The following is an 18,479-nucleotide window of genomic DNA, read 5'->3' on the forward strand; positions in this document are numbered from 1 at the left end:
AAGAGGTAGCCTATGACGCTTCAAATTTGGGATGACTTCCCCCACATTCAAAAAGAATTAGTACCACTCACGCCTTATTTGCTTAAGGCTGCACAAATCAAGCAATCCGCCGTTAATCAGCGGGTCCAAGCCTTGATTCAAAATGGGGGTAAATTAGTCCGCGCCGGGCTATTTTATCTATTTAGCGAATTCGGTACCAAATCCGATCAAGCGCGCTTACAAGCTGGTGCGGCTGCGATCGAACTGCTGCATTTAGCGACTTTGATCCACGATGATGTTATTGATCAGGCCGCTGAACGCCGCCACACCGCCACGGTTCAAACTAGTGTTGGTAATCGCAACGCAGTTTATGCCGGTGATCTATTATTCACATTATATTTTGATCAGGTATTACGTTCAGCAGAAACATTTGCGGATATTGATACTAATGTGAAAGCCATGCACGGCATTTTAGCCGGTGAACTTGACCAATATGATCTAAATTATCAATTAAACGAAACGGTGGCCCAATATTTACGGGAGATCGAAGGCAAAACAGCGAAGTTATTTGCTTTGGCCTGCGCGCAAGGCGCTAAATTAGCCCATGCGGATGAGATCATCGTGGAAACTGGCGAACAAATTGGGCGTTCTTTAGGTTTGGCCTACCAGATCTTAGACGACATTCTCGATTATACTGGTAGCGAAGCCAGTATTCGCAAACCGATTTTGCAGGATATTCAAAATGGGATCTATACGCTACCTTTGCTATTTACGTTAGAGGCACAGCCGGAAGCAACGCGGGCATTTCTCAGCAAAAAAACGCGCTTAACAACGGCCGAGTTACACGAGCTACAGCAACTTGTGATCGCCAGCGGCGGTGTCGCTCAGGCCCAAACCATGGCTAACGAGTTGACTGATCAGGCCTTACTTGATATCCAAACCCTGCCTGAATCGCGAGCACGAGCTGACCTGGAAAAATTAACGCGGCGCTTGTTAAAGCGACAAAAATAAAAGGAGTTGTGACATAAGTAATTTATGTCCAACTCCTTCTTTGTACTTCCGAACAATATAGCCAAAACGTGTGCCATAAGGCAACTTTTTCCGCTTAGCTACGATCGTCAAATAATCCACTACGTGAATTATTCGCCGCTCTAGGCTAATGCTCAAAAGCTGGGCGCCTTATGTCACACTCTCTTTTTTGATCACAATCGTTTTTCACCGTCTAATTGTTGAATCTCGGTAATATCTTGGGAAACTTCCAAGCAGCCCAAGTAATCCCCTTGTGAATTATGCATGGCAAAATAACGAATGTACACCTTTTTAGTGCCATGTAGATCGATCCAGAAATCAGCATGACTTTGCGCACCACTGCGAAAATCATCTAAGATCTTCTGGACCTTATCCATGCTCTTCGGTGGGTGACAATTAACTACGGCCCGACCGATCACTGCCCGGGTCCGCGGAAAAATACGGTCACCATTGTCGGAGAACCACCGCACAATATCATTGGCATCCACAAAGGTAACGTCCACCGGCAAAACATTGAATACCGCGGTTAGTTGTTGCAGATCCAGATCACCAGTTGGTAAAACCACTGTAGCGTGATTGTCGGCACCAATTTCTAAATGAGATTCAGTAAGCTTAGGCCGCCGTTTACGGGTAGGTTTACTGTCCTCATCGGCTAACATTTGCTTCACAAATTCCGGCATAGCCGCTGTGTCCGCCTTTGGTTTAGCCGGTTTAGCCGCTGGTTGCTGGCTAATATTAACGTTGATCTGGGCCCGCGCATCCTCTTTAGCAGGCTTTTGCGTTTGAACTTGCCCCATTTCAGCACGTAAATGTAACGGTAACGCATTAAGTGCGGTTGGATCATCTTGTTTAGCCTTTAAATCATCGGGGATCAGCGGTGCCGCATCGCTGGAGGCCGGTTGCGGTGTCTGGGCATGATCTTTAGCCTCCAAGCCTTGCCCATCGGCCATTGATTGTGCCATAGCATTTAATTCTTGTGCCATTTTAGACGGTTTGCGTTTCGCAGCTTCCGCATAATCGCGTTCTGACGGTTGCCATGGCAGTGGTTCAGGGATCAACGTGTAGCCAATATCGTCACTTTCACTTTGGATCAACGCCCAGTCATCGGGTGTAAAAACTTCAGAAACCATCGGTAGCAGAATCTGTTCTTCTTTGAAGATCATTTCTTCAATATCTTTTTGCGCCTTTTCGATCGCCTGTTCAATGTCATATTTAGGTGGTGTGGGCACGGTGTTGACTAACCGAATAGCGTCTTTGATCCAGCCCCGAATATCATCGTCAACGCCCCACATTACTTTAGGCGGTGCTGTGATACCGTATTTATCCATTAACGGAAATAACAAGTTCTCCTTACGCGCATAGTGTTTATCAATGGTCCGTAAATCATTTAAGGCGGTTTTCATTCGCGCCAAATAAGCTTGATCCTGAGCTGACGGTTCGGCGGCGTTGCTGGATTGTTGCCATTTTTTCAGCACAGGTAATAGTTCATCATCGAGCAGTGACGTTAAAACTGTATTTTCCAGCTTGATCACCGCCACTGGGTGCCCCGGCACTTCCTCCACACTATCGCCAGCTCCAGGATTGATCGCCCCTTTAAAAACAGCGGCGTGTACGTTACACAGCCGCTGAATCTCCATTGGATTCAGGCCACTACCGATCAATTCACGCTCTGCCGAAGTGATCTCCGAAACATCGACACTGGAAAACGTACTGTCGAAGATTCGTTTAGCTTCATCAAAGCTACCACCTGCGTGAAGCATTTTCAGGATCTCGACGATCTTTTTTTGGCGGTAAACACTATTTTGTTCAGTTTCCGGCATCATTGATCACCTCAAATCCTTTAGCCTCCAACTTCGCCACGATCTGCGCCAGCGGTACTTTTTTCATCGCTGCGCCTTTAGGAATGGTCATGAAGCGCCCCATTGTATTGAGGATCGCCGGATTTTTAATATCCTTTAATCCAATTTCATATAAAACATCGGCCACTTCTGGGTGCGCCGTTACTAATTCATAAACTGTTTGTTGCAAATCAAGTGTCGCCATGTGTCGATCCCCTTTCAGAAACGTGGTTACCTTAGCACGACTAAAGAAACTTTTACGCGCCACTACACTAAGTTAGCGGAAAAATCAACGCAGGTCGTGCTTTTTAAAATTAGCTTCATTATAACAGGTAACCACCGTATTGAGAACGATTCTCAATAAAAATTAGGGTCAGCCCTTAGAAAAATGACCACCAGCCCGCAATTCAGACGGACTAAACACAGTCGTGGTACCATTAAACTAATCATATAACGCCGGCATCAGCAATTGGTCTAATAACCATGACCCTTTTGCTTTGATGTGGCGCAAAGGAGGGACCCTACGTGCAGGAAATTTTATTGTCACCAGTGGAATTACGTTTTTCATTTCTGATCCTTTATTTTTTTGCCTATGCTTTGATCGGTTGGTTGTGGGAAAGTGCGTATGTGAGTGTGCGCAAAAAACAGCTAACCAATTCTGGTTTTCTGATCGGCCCGATTATCCCGGTTTACGGCTTCAGCGTGATCATTGTACTAGCAGTGCTGGAACCGTTCAAAAATAACATCGGCGAATTATTTGTTCTCAGTGCGCTACTGGTCACCTTGATCGAATATCTAACCAGTTGGCTGATGGAAAGGCTTTTTCAAGCGCGCTGGTGGGATTATAGCGACCTGCCCTTCAATCTCAACGGCCGGGTAGCTTTACCGATCTCCCTTTTCTGGGGTTTTGGCGTGGTCGTCATCGTCAAGTTGGTGCACCCATTTGTCAGCCAATTCATTCTAAATTTGTCGAGCTTCACCGCCATTGTCGCTAGTATTGTTTTAACTGATCTGCTCATGTTCGACCTTGGCTTTACGATCGCCAACGTGATCGGTTTTGGAGCGGCAACTCAGCGGATCGGCAATACGGTTGAAACCTTAAAGGCTGAACTGAAAAATCAAGTCACAACGGACACTAAATTAAGCAAGCCACTTGCTTGGTTTGAAAATTTCCGCACTAACGTTAAATTAATGGATCAACAGCCAAAATTAAACTACGTGCAGCGCCGGCTGTTACACGCCTTTCCGAATATCAAATTTAAACGCACCACCACTTCAATTAAAGATATTACCCGGATCACGGATTTTCTACGGCAAAAGCGCCGCTAAATCAATTTAAAAACAGTCACGGACCAGCTTAAAGTAATAAGCTGAGCGGTGACTGTTTTTCATTTACCGAAAGCGGCCTTAAATCCCCAAAACTGCTTGCCTTTATAGGTTTGCTGCTTCAAGGCCCCTGTGGCGGTATAGGTCTTACCGTACTTGCTGGTGGCCTCGAAAGTGATTGTGGCGCCTTGCAATAGCTTACGGCGTTCCTCTGCACTAAATTTATGGCCACTCCAAGTTGCGTTAAATTCCACTGTCTGACCATCACAATATTGACCCTTTACTTTAGGCTTGGCCTTATATTTTTTAGTGGTTCGCGTTGGTGCGGGCTTACCTACAAATTGAGCCAACGCTTGACTGTTATTTAAGATCAGCGGTAAGTCATGGGCAACTACTTTAGTGGCTGAATTGACCACGACCGCCGGTGATTCATTTAATTGGCCAACAGCATCCATATGATCAAAAAGTTGCTTGGTAATTTGCGGTGAGCCGATCCAGGTATCGCGGACTAACACTGCTGCGATCGTGCCTGGTTGGGTCAGCGTATAGAAACCGCGCTTTTCGTTAATAAAGGCATTTTTGCCGCTGGTCAGCTGCGCTTGTACGCTTAATCGGGTGGCCCCAGTGCCGATATTATGCTTTTCCAGAAATTTGCCGATCCAATCAGCGCTGGGCCGGGTCGGTTTCGGATTAGCACCTTGATACATAAAAGGGACTGCCTCCGGGCCAACAACCGTACTAAGCGGCTTAGTTTTAGCCAACACCTGCTCAGCATCATCAAAAATCGCCTTATAGTTCAATTTTACAGGCACATTAAAGCCGGTTTTAAAGGTTGGGTATAATTGTAATTGCGCGGTGACGCGATCGAATTCATAATCTTCACCTAAAATCGCTAAGTAGTTGGCCGCTAAGGTTTTGTAGATCGCTTGTGCGCTAGGACCATATTTAGCCAATTCGGTCAATGACTGCGGCACCTTAATTCCCGGTCGGTTGGCCCCATGGGCCGCTGCGCTGGCACAATGCTTACTGCGCAAGGTGCGGTGCGTCAACAATCGCTGGTCAACGCCGATCACAGCAGCAATGCTGTCCACCACCGGCAAAAGTTCGTTGTACTGCTCCTGCGTAATTTTGCGATCTTCCGTCCGCGGATAGGACACGATCTCCGCCTCGTACATTTTCTGATAAGTTGCCAGCACTTCCTTAGGGTTAAAGCCTTGGCGGGCTAAAAGTGACCCTAATTTAGCCAGATCCAGCAGAGCCCCTGGCGCCTGTGTTTTGCGCACCCGTTTAATATTGGTCACTGGACTTTTGGTGTAGCGTGCTGTAGCGGTTTGCCCACTTTTTTCATCGGCAAAACGGGCGGCTTGTTTTTGCGCATCCGTTTTAAGTTCCCGTGCAAAAATATGGCCGGCTGGATCCTTGAATTTGGCCTCAAAATAAGGTGTTTTAACGTAATTGTCGATCAGTTGTTGCTGCTGCCAGATCTTCAAAACGATCACTGATTTTAGCCGCCCTTGATTGATCACTTTGACCCGGTAACCAGCCTGCCGGGCAGCATAGGTGGAAATACGCGTCAATTGCATTGACAGAAAGTCCCACTTGCTGCGCGCATCTGATTTAAGGTATTCACCTTGCTTAAATTGATCCGTGATCGCAACCATTTGGTGTAGCGCCTTGTTCAAGGATTTAGGCGTTTCGTCAGCAAAGCGGATCCGGTAAACGGGCTTGTGCCACTTAATGGCGTTGATGATCTCCCAACCTAGCAGATCACCTTCACCAGAAGGATCATTATCAGTGGCCATCAAAATCGCCTGAGCGTTGGCCGCCTCGGCCTTGATCGCCGTGATATCGGCACGAGTCGATTTGGATTTTTTTGTATAAGCATTGTAAGCCTTCGTATAAGTTTTCGCCCAAGAAAAATCAGCTTGATCCCAGGGCATCGTCTGCATATCCGTCCACGAACTGTAACGCTGTTTGGCCGCTGCGGTGGTCACCATTTTGTCGGGGTCTTTGAAGGCCATTAAGTGACCGTGCGCGTGCACGATTTTATATGTTTTACCGGCCATGCGCCCAGTCGTACCGCCAAAAGCCTTGGCCATGTGCTTAGCAGCGCTAGCCTTTTCAGCTAAAATCAACAGGTCGATCATGCAGTCACCCTCCTTTATCACCGCGCTAGATTCTCATTTTACATTGCGCGATCCACCTCATTTTATCCTACTTAAGCCAATTAAAAAACACCAAGCTAAAGGCAATTTAGTGATTAACCAAACTACCACTTAGCTTGATGTTCATTTCAAACCCTATGTTTAAGCAAGCGCTTCGTATTATTGCACAATATGTGAGCCCCCGCGAATAAATTCGCGGTAAAGCACAAACCAACAAACAACGGCAAAAACCGCTAGCAGCCAGAAGCCCCAAGTATAGCTACCCGTTGCTTGTTTTAAGCTACCAAGTAAAATAGGTGGGAAATATCCCCCTAAGCTGCCGATCGCGCCGACAAAGCCAGTGACGGCACCTGTATTACCTTTAGAAACGTAAGGTACCATTTTGAAGATGATCCCGTTACCTAAGCCAGCAAAAACGCCGATCAACACGAGCCCACTGACAAATGGCGTAATGCCACTTAAAGTGAGCCCCATTTCAATGGCGAAAATACCGATCCCAACCAAGATCCATTGCAATAATTGCATCGGCCGTAAATGATCAGATAAAACACCACCAACTGGCCGCACTAAGGTACACAAAGCCCCAAAGGCAGCGGCCCACATTCCTGCATTAACTGGATTCATGTGAAATAGCGCGTCTAACAAAGTAGGCGTTAAATTACTAAAGGACATGAATAAACCAAAGGTCAAGGCATAGAACAAGGATAAGTACCAAGTATTAGCGTCTTTGGCCACTGCTAAGGAATCCTTTAACGACTTGGTTTTATCGACAGGCATTTCTTTACATAACACAATAAATAAAATGATCAACACGATCAATAAACCGATCAGCACATTGTAAACCATACTGAAATCCCATTTAGCAGCGATCCGCGGTAAGGTCAACGCTGAAATTGCGTTACCAATATTACCAAGACTAGCGATCCCGAGCACCAAACCTTGACGTTCAGGTGGGAACCAAACGGAAACATAAGAGATCCCGACGGCAAATGAGGTGCCGCTCATCCCTAATAATAAAGCAACAAATAATAGCATACCAAATGAATGGACCCGCGGAACTAAGAACAGCGGGATCAAAACAAAGATCATTAAGGCAATGTAAACTTTCTTACCGCCATAACGGTCACTAAGAATACCAACGGGAATCCGCATGATCGAACCTAGTAAAACCGGCGTTGCTAATAATAACGTCCGCTGCGATACGGATAACCCAAAGGTCTTAGTAATTTGGGCGGCTAATGGTGCAAAACTCGACCACGCCATAAAACAGCCAGCCATTGCCAAGGTACTCATAATCAGGGCGATCACCGCACTAGATTTGGAACCTGCTTCTTTCTGCATAACTTTCAACCTCCAATTTGACTCATGTGACGCCATGTTGGGGCTTTGTTGACGACCTTATCGGCATCAGCCATCGCCATTTCGTGGTTCAACGGCTTATTATCCAAAGCTTTTTGGATCAAGCGCTGAAATTCCTCCTTGTCCGGAATGGCTTGCCGAATATTGATTTCTTCATCCCAATACAGGCAAGCTTTCAAATAACCGTCTGGTGTGACCCGCAGGCGATTGCAGGTCTCGCAGAATTTATTACTAATAGGGTGGATCAAACCAAAACTCCCTACAGCGTCCTTAATTTTGAAGTTCTCTGACGGGCCATTACCAGTCAGTTCAATTGGATCATACGCTAGGCCGTTTTCTTCACAAACTTCGAAGACACTTTTTAGGCCAACGTACTCTTTTTGCCAAGTTTTCAGTGGATTGCCGATTGGCATAAATTCAATAAAACGAATATTAACGTTATGGGTACGCGTGTAATTCAAAAATTCAAGAATTTCATCATCATTTTGCCCTTTGATCACCACAACGTTAAGTTTGATCATAAAACCAAGATCACTGGCCACCTGAATACCTTGGAGAACCTGCTTAATGTTACCACCACGCGTGATTTTTTTGTAGCGTTCCGCATCGAAGGTATCCAAACTAATATTCAGCCGTTGTAGACCAGCTTCCTTCAAGGCCTTCGCTTTACGCGCTAAATACAAGCCATTGGTAGTCGCGGAAATATCGTCAATGCCTGGGATCGCGTGGACACGCTTAACGATTTCAACAACATCACTGCGCAACAAAGGCTCACCACCAGTGAACCGTACTTTGGAAATACCCATTTCCGCAAAGTTTTCCACCATTTGTACGATCTCATCCTGCGACAAAACACGCTCGCTAGGGAAAAATGGCAGGCCTTCTTTAGGCATACAATAAACGCAACGTAGCGGACAACGATCAGTAATCGAGATCCGAATATAATTATGCAAACGATCGTAGCGGTCGTATAATTGTTTCATGAAAATTCCTCCTAAAATTCGCCAATGCTAACCGCGCACCGACTAATATTAACCACCACTAACTGGTGGTATTAAGGCTAATTCAGTTACTTCGCTAGGCGCAAATTCTTCCTGATCAATAAAGGTTTGGTTGACGGCAACAAGACAGTCAGCTAAAACACTGCTGGTTTGAGGAAAGGCGGCCTGCATCGCAGCTTTAACAGCGCCAGCCGTGATCGGAGTCGGTAGTTGCAGCTGAACTTCAGCCTGCCCGACTTGCTCGGCTAAAATCGCAAATAGCTTAACCGTATACATCACTCCAGCCCTCCCCAACGGATCTTGTCCGTATCAAATTCTTTCTTCCAAATCGGTACCTGTTGCTTAACCGCATTGATCAGGTATTCGCACCATTTAAAGGCGTCCCCGCGGTGTGCCGCCGCCACGCCAACAAAAACCGCCTCATCAGTCAACGCCAAATGGCCGACCCGATGCACGATCACCACATTAGCACCCTGGGCCTCGATCGTCGTGGCCAATTTAGTCAGCTCCTTTAGCGCCATCTCTGTATAGGCGGTGTACTCAATGGCGTGGGTCTCCACATCGGCAGTCCATTGACGCACAGTGCCTACAAAGGTGACGATCCCACCAAATTGCGGCGCTTTCAATTTTTCGTACAGCGCTTGAACATCCAGTGGTTGCGCTGCTATGGCAACATAATGCACGGCGTTTTCCCTCACTTTTACCATTCCAACAAGAATGTGCGAATTTTATCATTGATTAGTTTTAGTATGGCAGAGCCACATCCGAAATGAAATTAGTCAATTCCCTAATAAATGTGACCGCTGCTACATGCTATACTTAGGTAGTTATTAGGCTAGCGGACAACTTTGTGCTGACCATGTTTTGGCTTCGAGAAAGTGGGTGATCTTATTCAAAAAAAACCTTTATTGAATAATCGGCAATTATTAGGCGTTAGTAGTTTGCTGCTCATTATCGTAGCTTTGGTCGCATTAAGTGTCGGCCGCTACCCTTTATCAGCGACAACTATTACGCGTTTTTTATTGCACCCACTCCATTTGGCACCAGCGGTCAACGCCACTGATCAACAAGTTTTATTTGCACTAAGACTGCCGCGAGTTATTGCAGCCGCGGCGATCGGCGCGGCCTTGGCGATTTCTGGAACTGCCTTTCAGGCGATCTTCAACAATCCACTAGTTTCGCCGGATCTGTTAGGCGTTTCTAACGGTGCCGCAGCGGGGGCGGCCTTAGCGATCATCCTAGGTTACCATTCCGCTGGGATTCAGCTTAGCGCCTTTATTGGTGGTCTGGTGGCAGTCACCGCCGCCATCACCATCCAACGCTTATTGCGCACCCGCGGGAGCCTGACTTTAGTGTTGGCTGGGATCATTATCAGTGGCTTTATGCAGGCGATCATCGGCTTGCTAAAATACGTCGCCGATCCTGATCAGCAGTTACCAAGCATCACTTATTGGCAATTAGGCAGCTTGGAAAAAGTTACCTTGGCGAACCTAGGCCTGAACCTACCAGCTTTACTGATCGCCGGCGTGGTTTTATACGCTTTGCGCTGGCGGCTGAATTTATTAAGCTTAGATTCACTGGAGGCGACTACCCTAGGTGCCAATCTGCGCCTTGAACAAGGTATCGTCATTTTGTGTGCCACCGTACTAACGGCCAGCGCAGTCTGTTTAAGCGGCACTATCGGTTGGATCGGCCTGGTCATTCCCCATGCCGCTCGTTTAGTTGCTGGACAAAACAATGCTAAGTCATTACCTTTAGCGGCCATTTTCGGGGCGATCTTTTTATTGCTGCTAGATAGCTTAGCCCGTACAGTCAGCGCAGGTGAAATTCCGTTAGGTATTTTAACCGGCTTTATTGGTACGCCCTTGTTTGTTTGGTTATTATTGAAAAAGCGGGTGACCTTAGCATGACGGATTTAATGGCCCACGATTTAAGTTTTGCTTACCACACGACAACCGTTTTTACTCAGATCAATTTTGAACTGCATAGTGGTCAGATTCACTGTATTCTTGGCCCGAATGGTGTCGGTAAATCAACGCTACTGAACTGCTTGGCCGGTGTTTATCAGCCCACTGCTGGCCAGATCACGCTCGATCAACAGCCGCTAGCACAGATTACTGCGGCGCAACGCGCGCGTAAAATTGCTTACGTGCCGCAAATGAGTAATGAACGTACGCCGATCAATTTCAGTTTGCGTGATTACGTTTTGTTAGGCCGCGCCCCTTATTTAGGCTTACTGGCAGCCCCTAGTGCTAAGGATATCGCTCATGCTGATGCACTATTGGCGCAATTTGGGCTCGCCCAACGCGCCAATAATCGCTATTCCGCAGTTAGCGGCGGGCAACAACAATTGGCCAGTATTGTGCGGGCGCTACTTCAAGAACCTGATCTGATCATCTTTGACGAGCCAACCTCGGCTTTGGACGTCGCCAACCAAGTGCGCATTCTTCAGCTGATCCGCCAATTAGCCGCCGATGGTTACGGTATTGTTTTAACCACCCATGATCCCAACCAGGCCCTTTTGCTCAATGATCAAGTGAGTACCTTAGCGCAAAATGGTCAGTGGCGTAGCGGCAGTGCCAGCAAGATTCTAACCAGCGCCAACCTGACCCAAGTTTACCAGCTCCCTTTAAAGGTCGTAACTTTACCGGATAATCAACAAAAAACTTGTATCGTCGATCAAAATCAAATTACTTCTTAAAGGAGAATTTTCATGAAAGTTTGGAAAAAAATTGCGTTAGTAGCCGGGTTATTGTTAGCCACCGCTGCTAACCCAGCCCCCAGTCAAGCTGCAAGTACGCGCACCGTCACCGATCTCACAGGAACCAAAGTGACGGTACCCACCAAGGTCAACCGGGTTGCCGACCTATGGCACGCCAATAATCAAGTGGTGTTGTTACTCGGCGGACAGAAGAAAATCGTCGCCACCACCGATACGATCAAACAAATGCCTTGGTTCACCACCGTTTTCCCAGGTATCAAAAACGTAACCGCGCCCTTTAGTGGTGATGATCTCCAAACCGAAGAGTTGTTAAAGCTTAAGCCAGACGTAGTGCTGACTGCAGATGCTGCCCAAGCCGAACAAGCCACTAAACTAGGCATTCCAGCGGTGAACTTAATGTACCAAGATTTTGCTGGTTTGAAGAAATCTGTCAAGGTAACTGCGCAAGTCCTTGGCGGTAAGGCTCCTAGTGTTGCCGCGGCCTACACTAAGGAATTAAATGGCAATATTAAATACGTTGCCAGTCATTTAGCTAAGAACACCAAAAAAACCAAAGTCTTGCACATCGTCAATTCGCAGGATCTGTTGAAAGTTGATGGTCGCGATACGATCGTCGATGAATGGATCAAGTTAAGCGGTGGCCAAAACGCGTTGCAGCTTAAAGGTAATATGCGGGAAGTCACGGCAGAGCAGATCATTAAGTCAAATCCTGACGTGATCATTGTCGGTAGCACCACCAGTAAGGTTGCTTTAAAAACCCTACGCGCTGATTCACGTTTTGCTGGCTTGAAAGCGGTCAAAGCAGGTCGCGTTTACGGTAATCCGCAGGGGACCTTTGCTTGGGATCGCTATAGTGCGGAAGAAGCGCTGCAGGTTTTATGGTCCGCTAAAAAGCTGCACCCAACGCAGTTTAAACATTTAAATATGGTCAAGAAAACCCAGCAATTCTACAACAAGTATTACAACTATAACTTAAGCAAAGCGGCCGCTAAACGGATCTTAGCCGGCGAAGCACCCGCCTAAAGTTTACGGTAAAAACGGGTAATAGCGCCTTGGGCACGCGTTTCAACTATATTATTGGCAAAGCTAAAAAGAGTCGCGGCATAATTTTTTATGTCGCAACTCTTTTTTAAACGCTAGTATAGGGATGCGCTTTGACAAAATCGGCAGTCATTCGTGCAATTGCATATTGGCCAGCATCACTGGGATGTAATGTATCTAGGCTGTAACGCGTCGCCAGCTCCGGATCAACAAAGTTCAGCCAGCTATGGTACAGGCTCAAATGCGGAATACCGTAAACCTTGGTCACCTGCTCAATAGCTTCCTCATACGCACTTTGCTGCAAACCAAACGCGTTGGCGACAGGAAAAAAAGCGTGGCCGATGTGAACATGTGAAATAAAATAAACTGCTGTTTGTGGATGTTCACGCAACACCCGCGCCAATAACTGATCCAGTGCTCCATAAAAAGTTGTATTCAGCGAATCACCTAAGCGGCCCAACGGTTGGCTGCGGCCAAAATCGTTGATTCCCCCATAGATCGTTAATAAATCGCAAGTATCGGGAATCATCCGCGCGCGTTCCGCCATTGAATCAAATTCGGAACTGATCGTTGAGCCAGATACAGCCAACAAACTGGTTTTAGTTGGTTGCCACCATTCATCAAGCCAGTCAGTATACCATTTGTCCACCAAATGATTGCGGTGATCGGTAATGCTGTCACCAAGCGCACAGTAATGTTGAATTTGCAAAATTACTCCCTCCAGAACTTAAAACGTGACGCAGGATCCGCGCCACGTTTTTACTAAAGCACCGCTAATGGCGCTTTAAATCTATCTTAGTTATACCATAATTTATTTGCGCTGAAAACGGTTCATTTATGCTTCTGTACGCGGAAGCTAAAAATAGGCTGCCCAATAAAAAAGGTGTGTATTCCGGTAATTCAGAATACACGCCCTTTTCTAACGCTGCATGATCAATGCAGCGGTTTCCTCAACAGAACGTTCAGTCGTATCGATCGGTGTAATTTGTAATTTAGTAAATATCGCGTGGGCGTAATCAAGTTCTTTTTCGATCGACGTCACATCGGTATAGTAATTATCCGCGCTTAAGCCTAAGCCGACCATCCGTTTCTGCCGCACCTTCTGTAGCCGTTGCGGACTAATGGTCAAGCCAATCAATTTTTCTTTTGGTAATTGATAAACAGCTTCATCTAACGGATTATTCGGCAACAGCGGAATATTAGCGACTTTAATACGTTGCTCGGCTAAATAGAGGCTGACCGGCGTTTTTGACGTCCGGGAAACTCCTAGTATCACTAAATCAGCCTTGGCTAACGTTTGTAAACTCTGACCGTCATCATGTGCCACCGCAAAATCAAGCGCCGCCACTTTCTTAAAATAATCGGCATTGATCGTGTGTAACATCCCCGGCTGAGCAAGTGGTTTAGTTCCGGTTTGCGTCGTTAATGCTTGCATCAACGGCGACATATAATCAATCAGCTGTAACTGATGCTGCTGAGCAAACGCGGTTGCCCACGTCACCAATTTAGCCGCAACAAAAGTAACCGTCACGATAGCTTGTTCGGCAACTGCATCTTGCATGATCGGTGCCAATTCATCCACTGTGGTCACAAATGGATACGTGCGGATCACCGGTTTGAGTTCCGGATATTGCAGTAAGGTGGCCTGTACCACCCGCTGCGCCGTTTCGCCAACGGCATCCGAAATAATGTAAATAATCATGACGCCACTTCCTCTACTTCACAATTAAGGTTGTTTACTAGCCAACTGCGCTGTGCCCTTAATTATAACTGATTTTGTTCAATCGCTAAACCCTGTTCGATAAAATACGTCATCAACCGTGTTTTAGTAATTTTGCCAACGATTTTTTGGGTGTCCTCGGCCAATATTGGCAAAGAATCAACTTGGTGTTCCTTTAATAAATACCCCGCATCCAAAATTCGCGCATTGGGACTTGTTGTGATCACGTTAGGCATCCGCGTCATGATCAGCGAGGCGTAATTATGCTGGAGGTCGCCGCCACTGATCGTGCTCCGCAATAGATCCTTTCGTGAGATCACCCCAAGTAACTGCTGGTGTTCGTCCGCCACATAAAGCGAGCCCACATCGTTCATGAACAGACTAGTCACCGCATCTTGCACAGTCGTCGTTGGTTTGATCATTACCGGTGCCAGCATGATCGTCGCCACTGGCGCGGCATATAACGTTTCAAATGATAAATTGGTCAGGTGCTGGCCGGCGTAGAAATAGCCGACTTTCGGTTTAGCATCAAGCATACCCGTCATTGTTAGAATTGAAAGGTCATTACGCAAGGTCGGCCGCGTTAAATTAAGCTGCGCCGCTATTTTTGCGCCACTGATCGGCTGCTCATTTTTTACGATCGCAATGATCTCTCGTTGTCGCTTAGTAAACTCCACGCCCAGCGCCATCCTTCACATTTGAATAATTACCTTTAGTATAGCTGATTTTTAGCGTGCTTGCACGGCTGCCTTACTGGCTTGATAATCATGTTGTAAAGTCGCTTGCGCACTGGCAAGAACAGCACTTGGTACACGGAATGGTGAAACCGACACGTAATCAATGCCAATTTTTTCAAAGTAGCTGATCGAGGCCGGATCGCCACCTAATTCACCACAAACACCGATCGGTAATGAACGCCGTTCGTAACGGCCTTTATCAACGGCCATTTTCATTAACCGGCCAACCCCTTCAACGTCTAGGGTTTTAAATGGATCCGCCTTTAAAATACCGCGTTCGATGTACGTTGGTAAGAAGCTGCCAATATCATCACGCGAATAGCCGAAGGTCAATTGGGTCAGATCATTGGTCCCAAAGCTGAAGAATTCAGCTTCTTGCGCTAATTGATCGGCAACCAGACAAGCCCGGGGCATTTCCATCATGATCCCGATTTGGTAATGTAGCGGCGTACGTGCTGCGGCCAAAAGATCATTGATCTTGGCCACTAGGCGCGCTTTGACCCATTTTAATTCTGGTAACGTATCGATCAATGGAATCATGATGTGCGGTTTAACGGGAATGCCTTCACGCTTCAAACGCAAAGCAGCATTGACAATCGCAGTCACTTGCATTTCGTAAATATCTGGGTAAGTAACCGCTAGCCGACAGCCACGATGGCCGAGCATGGGGTTCGCTTCGTGTAAAACAGCGACCCGCTTTGCCAACGAGCTAACTGACATAGCTAAAGCTTCAGCCACCCGGGTCATTTCCTTAGTATCGTGGGGCAAGAATTCATGTAATGGTGGATCTAATAGCCGGATCGTCACGGTTTTACCTTGGGCTAAACGGTATAATTGATAGAAATCTTCCGTTTGTAATTCTTCTAATTCGGCCAAGGGCTCAACGCGATCAGCCGTCGTACCGGCAATGATCAAACGCCGCATTTTAAGTAACCGATCAGATTTGAAAAACATGTGCTCGGTACGTGTCAAGCCGATCCCCTTTGCCCCAAAATTTAGTGCTTGGGCAAAGTCCGCGGGAGTGTCAGCGTTGGCGTAAACATCGAGTTTACCGACCGATGCAGCCCACGTCAATAAGGTTTGCAAATTTTCATCTTGTGTGGCCTGTGTTGCTTCTAGTACACCAGCGTAAATTTGGCCTGAAGCGCCATCAACGGATAGTTCACTACCTTTAGCGAAGACTTGCCCGTTAATAACAACTTGCTGTTTTGCTTGATCGACCACCAAATTTTCGCAACCAACGACCCCGCATTTGCCCATCCCACGGGCAACCACGGCAGCGTGGGAAGTCATCCCGCCACGGGAAGTCACGATGGCCTCACTGACCACCATGCCTTCAATATCTTCCGGTGACGTATCCTGACGGACTAAAATGACTTTCTCGCCTGCCTCGTGTGCGGCTTTGGCACTAGGCGCAGTGAAATAGATCTTCCCACTGGCTGCACCAGGGCTAGCCGGCAAGCCTTTAGTCAACGGCTGCTGCGCGGCTAACGTTGCGGCCGCAAATTCAGGATGTAATAAATTGCTGATCTGCTCTGGATCGACCCGTAGCAACGCCGCATTCTGGTCGATCAAACCTTCATTGACTTGATCAACGGCAATTTTAACGGCGGCCTTAGCGGTGCGTTTACCATCACGGGTCTGTAAGAAATATAATTTACCGTGTTCCAAAGTGAACTCAACATCTTGCATATCATGATAGTGGGTTTCCAGTTTAGCGACTGCGGTGATAAATTGTTCGTAAGCTTGTGGCGCCATTGCTTTCATTGCCGGTAGCCCTTGTGGTGTCCGAACCCCAGAAACCACGTCCTCGCCTTGCGCATTTTGCAAGAATTCACCAAAAACTTTTTTCTCGCCAGTAACTGGATCACGCGTAAAAGCCACCCCGGTGCCACTATCAGCACCGCTATTACCGAAAACCATCGCCTGGACATTGACTGCAGTGCCGATGTGTTCATCAATATGATGTAACTTCCGGTAAACTTTGGCCCGTGGATTCTGCCATGATGTGAAAACCGCGGAAACGGCAAGTTCTAATTGTTCTTGTGGTGATTGCGGGAAGCTGCCGTGTTTAGATTCTAAGTAAATATTTTGAAAATCGGCGACGATCGCTTTCAGGTCCGCTGCGGTGAGATCAAGATCCGTACGGTAGCCATTACGGCGTTTATAGTCAGTTAAGACGCTTTCAAAAGTTTGTTCCGGCATATCGTAAACTACGTTACCAAACATTTGCAGCAGTCGCCGGTAACAATCCCACGCAAACCGCTCATTTTGTGTTTGCTCCGCCAAACCTAAAACGGTTTGATCATTTAGACCTAAGTTTAAAATAGTATCCATCATACCCGGCATGGAAATTGCGGCTCCACTACGAACGGAAACTAATAGCGGAGTAGCCATTGAATTAAATTTCTTTTCGGTAATACCCTCTAAACGTTGCAACGCAGTAGTGATTTCACTGCGCAACGTGGTTGGTAATTGATTTTGATTTTTTTCATATTCGTGACACGCAACTGTCGAAATGGTAAAGCCCTGTGGTACCGGTAACCCTAAATGCGTCATTTCAGCTAAATTGGCCCCTTTACCGCCAAGTAATGAACGCATATCCCGTCGACCTTCGTTGAAGAAATAAATTTGTTGCATACTGATAGCCACCTTTATCTTTTATTAGTACGTCATTAAATATATATGACGTACTAATAAAATGCAACCCTTTTCTTGACCATAATTACTGTCCCCGTAATTCGCAGCCTTTAGCTAAAACGCTTACATAAAGACCGCTAACTCGGCAATGCTATGTGGCGCTTAAACTTAGCGCTGATCTAGACCATTAGTGTTGCCGCGTAAATTTTAATGGTTAAAATTTTACATTTAACGGTGAACTTTCCTGAAGTCCACAAATATGTTACAACTATCAAGTTGTCTTAACCCTTATTTTCAAGCGTGCCAAAAACTGCCTGTTGTTGCGCCACGCTTTAACCTAAAACTGGAGGTGGGCCCATGCAACCTTATTTCAATCAAATGACGCAAAATGGCTATGATCAGATCACTGCGGAAATTGCCCAGTTAATGGCGGCCAAGCCAGAACGAATCAAAATTCTTCAGGCCGCCCGCGCCTTAGGTGATCTATCAGAAAATGCAGAATACAGCTCGGCTAAACGTGATCTGCGCCATTTAGAAAGTCGCCTACGTTACTTAAACAAACAATTACAATACGCACAAATCTTAGCTCCTAAAACGGATGGTACCGCAGATATTGGCAACACTGTGGTTGTCGAGTTTCTCGACGATCATGAACAAGTCACCTACCAATTAGTCGGTAAAGAAGAAGTGGATGTCAATGCTGGTAAAATCTCGGTGGCTTCCCCGCTGGGTCAAGCCTTGCGGGGTAAAAAAGCGCCAAGCACCGTCACGGTTTCCGCGCCGGCAACCACTTATCAAGTTAAAATTTTGACGATTCGCGTTTAATTTAACTAAACTTGACTTCTATCAATTCATCCACCGCACAAAGCGTTTATGCTAAAGCCATCAAGTTGAGTTACGAACCATTAAAAAAGGAGTGCGG

General features: G+C 46.6%; 17 protein-coding genes. 6 read left to right on the top strand and 11 right to left on the bottom strand.

The genetic code is table 11. The features are described from left to right. Window positions 1-12: 12 nt before the first annotated feature. Entirely contained in the window at window positions 13-990 is a 978-nt protein-coding gene (locus FFM78_RS09805; RefSeq protein ID WP_137638265.1) for a polyprenyl synthetase family protein, read from the top strand. Between the two features lie 191 nt (window positions 991-1,181). On the opposite strand, the gene FFM78_RS09810 is transcribed toward FFM78_RS09805, so the two are convergent. Beyond that, window positions 1,182-2,828 (bottom strand): DUF438 domain-containing protein, encoded by a 1,647-nt coding sequence (locus FFM78_RS09810; RefSeq protein ID WP_137638290.1) that lies wholly within the window; start codon window positions 2,826-2,828, stop codon window positions 1,182-1,184. Next, on the bottom strand, window positions 2,815-3,051 hold the full coding sequence (locus tag FFM78_RS09815) for a DUF1858 domain-containing protein (RefSeq protein WP_137638266.1): 237 nt from the start codon (window positions 3,049-3,051) through the stop codon (window positions 2,815-2,817). The genes FFM78_RS09810 and FFM78_RS09815 overlap by 14 nt, the downstream gene beginning before the upstream one ends. A gap of 320 nt (window positions 3,052-3,371) precedes the next feature. Between FFM78_RS09815 and FFM78_RS09820 the strand changes: the two genes are divergently transcribed. Further along, a complete protein-coding gene (locus tag FFM78_RS09820; RefSeq protein ID WP_137638267.1) occupies window positions 3,372-4,175 on the top strand; it encodes a putative ABC transporter permease in 804 nt (267 codons plus the stop codon). Between the two features lie 59 nt (window positions 4,176-4,234). Here the strand turns inward: FFM78_RS09820 and FFM78_RS09825 are convergent, their stop codons facing one another. The 5 genes from FFM78_RS09825 to FFM78_RS09845 form a co-directional block, all read right to left on the bottom strand. Continuing rightward, on the bottom strand, window positions 4,235-6,319 hold the full coding sequence (locus tag FFM78_RS09825; protein WP_137638268.1) for a DNA topoisomerase: 2,085 nt from the start codon (window positions 6,317-6,319) through the stop codon (window positions 4,235-4,237). A gap of 177 nt (window positions 6,320-6,496) precedes the next feature. After that, window positions 6,497-7,678: a nitrate/nitrite transporter gene (locus FFM78_RS09830; protein WP_137638269.1), complete on the bottom strand. Its 1,182-nt coding sequence runs from the start codon at window positions 7,676-7,678 to the stop codon at window positions 6,497-6,499. A 5-nt stretch (window positions 7,679-7,683) separates the two neighbouring features. Continuing rightward, window positions 7,684-8,679, bottom strand: a complete 996-nt coding sequence (gene moaA, locus FFM78_RS09835) for a GTP 3',8-cyclase MoaA (protein ID WP_137638270.1) — start codon at window positions 8,677-8,679, stop codon at window positions 7,684-7,686. Window positions 8,680-8,727: 48 nt separating this feature from the next. Continuing rightward, a complete protein-coding gene (locus tag FFM78_RS09840) occupies window positions 8,728-8,973 on the bottom strand; it encodes a MoaD/ThiS family protein (protein ID WP_137638271.1) in 246 nt (81 codons plus the stop codon). After that, entirely contained in the window at window positions 8,973-9,380 is a 408-nt protein-coding gene (locus FFM78_RS09845; RefSeq protein WP_137638272.1) for a molybdenum cofactor biosynthesis protein MoaE, read from the bottom strand. Before FFM78_RS09845 ends, FFM78_RS09840 begins: the two co-directional genes overlap by 1 nt. A 258-nt stretch (window positions 9,381-9,638) precedes the next feature. On the opposite strand from FFM78_RS09845, the gene FFM78_RS09850 reads away from it, so the two are divergent. Genes FFM78_RS09850 through FFM78_RS09860 form a run of 3 tightly spaced genes read left to right on the top strand, consistent with a single transcriptional unit; the run spans window position 9,639 to window position 12,442 of the window. Then, window positions 9,639-10,607 carry a FecCD family ABC transporter permease gene (locus tag FFM78_RS09850; RefSeq protein ID WP_223877052.1) on the top strand — a complete coding sequence of 323 codons (969 nt, stop codon included), beginning with the start codon at window positions 9,639-9,641 and terminating at the stop codon, window positions 10,605-10,607. Continuing rightward, window positions 10,604-11,398, top strand: coding sequence for an ABC transporter ATP-binding protein (locus FFM78_RS09855; RefSeq protein ID WP_137638273.1), 795 nt, complete (start codon window positions 10,604-10,606; stop codon window positions 11,396-11,398). The genes FFM78_RS09850 and FFM78_RS09855 overlap by 4 nt, the downstream gene beginning before the upstream one ends. Before the next feature lie 12 nt (window positions 11,399-11,410). Beyond that, window positions 11,411-12,442, top strand: coding sequence for an ABC transporter substrate-binding protein (locus tag FFM78_RS09860; RefSeq protein ID WP_137638274.1), 1,032 nt, complete (start codon window positions 11,411-11,413; stop codon window positions 12,440-12,442). A gap of 106 nt (window positions 12,443-12,548) precedes the next feature. Here the strand turns inward: FFM78_RS09860 and FFM78_RS09865 are convergent, their stop codons facing one another. The 4 genes from FFM78_RS09865 to ppdK all read right to left on the bottom strand — a co-directional run bounded on the left by FFM78_RS09865 (window position 12,549) and on the right by ppdK (window position 17,557). After that, entirely contained in the window at window positions 12,549-13,169 is a 621-nt protein-coding gene (locus FFM78_RS09865) for an SGNH/GDSL hydrolase family protein (protein WP_137638275.1), read from the bottom strand. A gap of 210 nt (window positions 13,170-13,379) precedes the next feature. Continuing rightward, complete coding sequence (locus FFM78_RS09870) at window positions 13,380-14,162, bottom strand: pyruvate, water dikinase regulatory protein (RefSeq protein WP_137638276.1); 783 nt, start codon at window positions 14,160-14,162, stop codon at window positions 13,380-13,382. Between the two features lie 62 nt (window positions 14,163-14,224). Beyond that, entirely contained in the window at window positions 14,225-14,857 is a 633-nt protein-coding gene (locus FFM78_RS09875) for a helix-turn-helix transcriptional regulator (protein WP_171001873.1), read from the bottom strand. Between the two features lie 51 nt (window positions 14,858-14,908). Beyond that, window positions 14,909-17,557, bottom strand: coding sequence for a pyruvate, phosphate dikinase (gene ppdK / locus FFM78_RS09880; protein WP_137638278.1), 2,649 nt, complete (start codon window positions 17,555-17,557; stop codon window positions 14,909-14,911). A gap of 357 nt (window positions 17,558-17,914) precedes the next feature. Between ppdK and greA the strand changes: the two genes are divergently transcribed. Then, the gene (greA, locus tag FFM78_RS09885; RefSeq protein ID WP_137638279.1) at window positions 17,915-18,382 is read left to right on the top strand and encodes a transcription elongation factor GreA; all 468 of its coding nucleotides are present in this window, start codon (window positions 17,915-17,917) and stop codon (window positions 18,380-18,382) included. Window positions 18,383-18,479 lie beyond the last annotated feature (97 nt).

Source organism: Loigolactobacillus binensis, assembly GCF_005405165.1.
GTDB lineage: Bacteria > Bacillota > Bacilli > Lactobacillales > Lactobacillaceae > Loigolactobacillus > Loigolactobacillus binensis.

Excerpts from the sequence above, each read along its gene's own strand:
- FFM78_RS09805 (WP_137638265.1), top strand. The coding sequence starts at position 13 with ATGACGCTTCAAATTTGGGATGACTTCCCCCACATTCAAAAAGAATTA.
- FFM78_RS09810 (WP_137638290.1), bottom strand. The coding sequence starts at position 2,828 with ATGCCGGAAACTGAACAAAATAGTGTTTACCGCCAAAAAAAGATCGTC.
- FFM78_RS09815 (WP_137638266.1), bottom strand. The coding sequence starts at position 3,051 with ATGGCGACACTTGATTTGCAACAAACAGTTTATGAATTAGTAACGGCG.
- FFM78_RS09825 (WP_137638268.1), bottom strand. The coding sequence starts at position 6,319 with ATGATCGACCTGTTGATTTTAGCTGAAAAGGCTAGCGCTGCTAAGCAC.
- FFM78_RS09830 (WP_137638269.1), bottom strand. The coding sequence starts at position 7,678 with ATGCAGAAAGAAGCAGGTTCCAAATCTAGTGCGGTGATCGCCCTGATT.
- moaA (WP_137638270.1), bottom strand. The coding sequence starts at position 8,679 with ATGAAACAATTATACGACCGCTACGATCGTTTGCATAATTATATTCGG.
- FFM78_RS09840 (WP_137638271.1), bottom strand. The coding sequence starts at position 8,973 with ATGTATACGGTTAAGCTATTTGCGATTTTAGCCGAGCAAGTCGGGCAG.
- FFM78_RS09855 (WP_137638273.1), top strand. The coding sequence starts at position 10,604 with ATGACGGATTTAATGGCCCACGATTTAAGTTTTGCTTACCACACGACA.
- FFM78_RS09860 (WP_137638274.1), top strand. The coding sequence starts at position 11,411 with ATGAAAGTTTGGAAAAAAATTGCGTTAGTAGCCGGGTTATTGTTAGCC.
- FFM78_RS09870 (WP_137638276.1), bottom strand. The coding sequence starts at position 14,162 with ATGATTATTTACATTATTTCGGATGCCGTTGGCGAAACGGCGCAGCGG.
- ppdK (WP_137638278.1), bottom strand. The coding sequence starts at position 17,557 with ATGCAACAAATTTATTTCTTCAACGAAGGTCGACGGGATATGCGTTCA.
- greA (WP_137638279.1), top strand. The coding sequence starts at position 17,915 with ATGCAACCTTATTTCAATCAAATGACGCAAAATGGCTATGATCAGATC.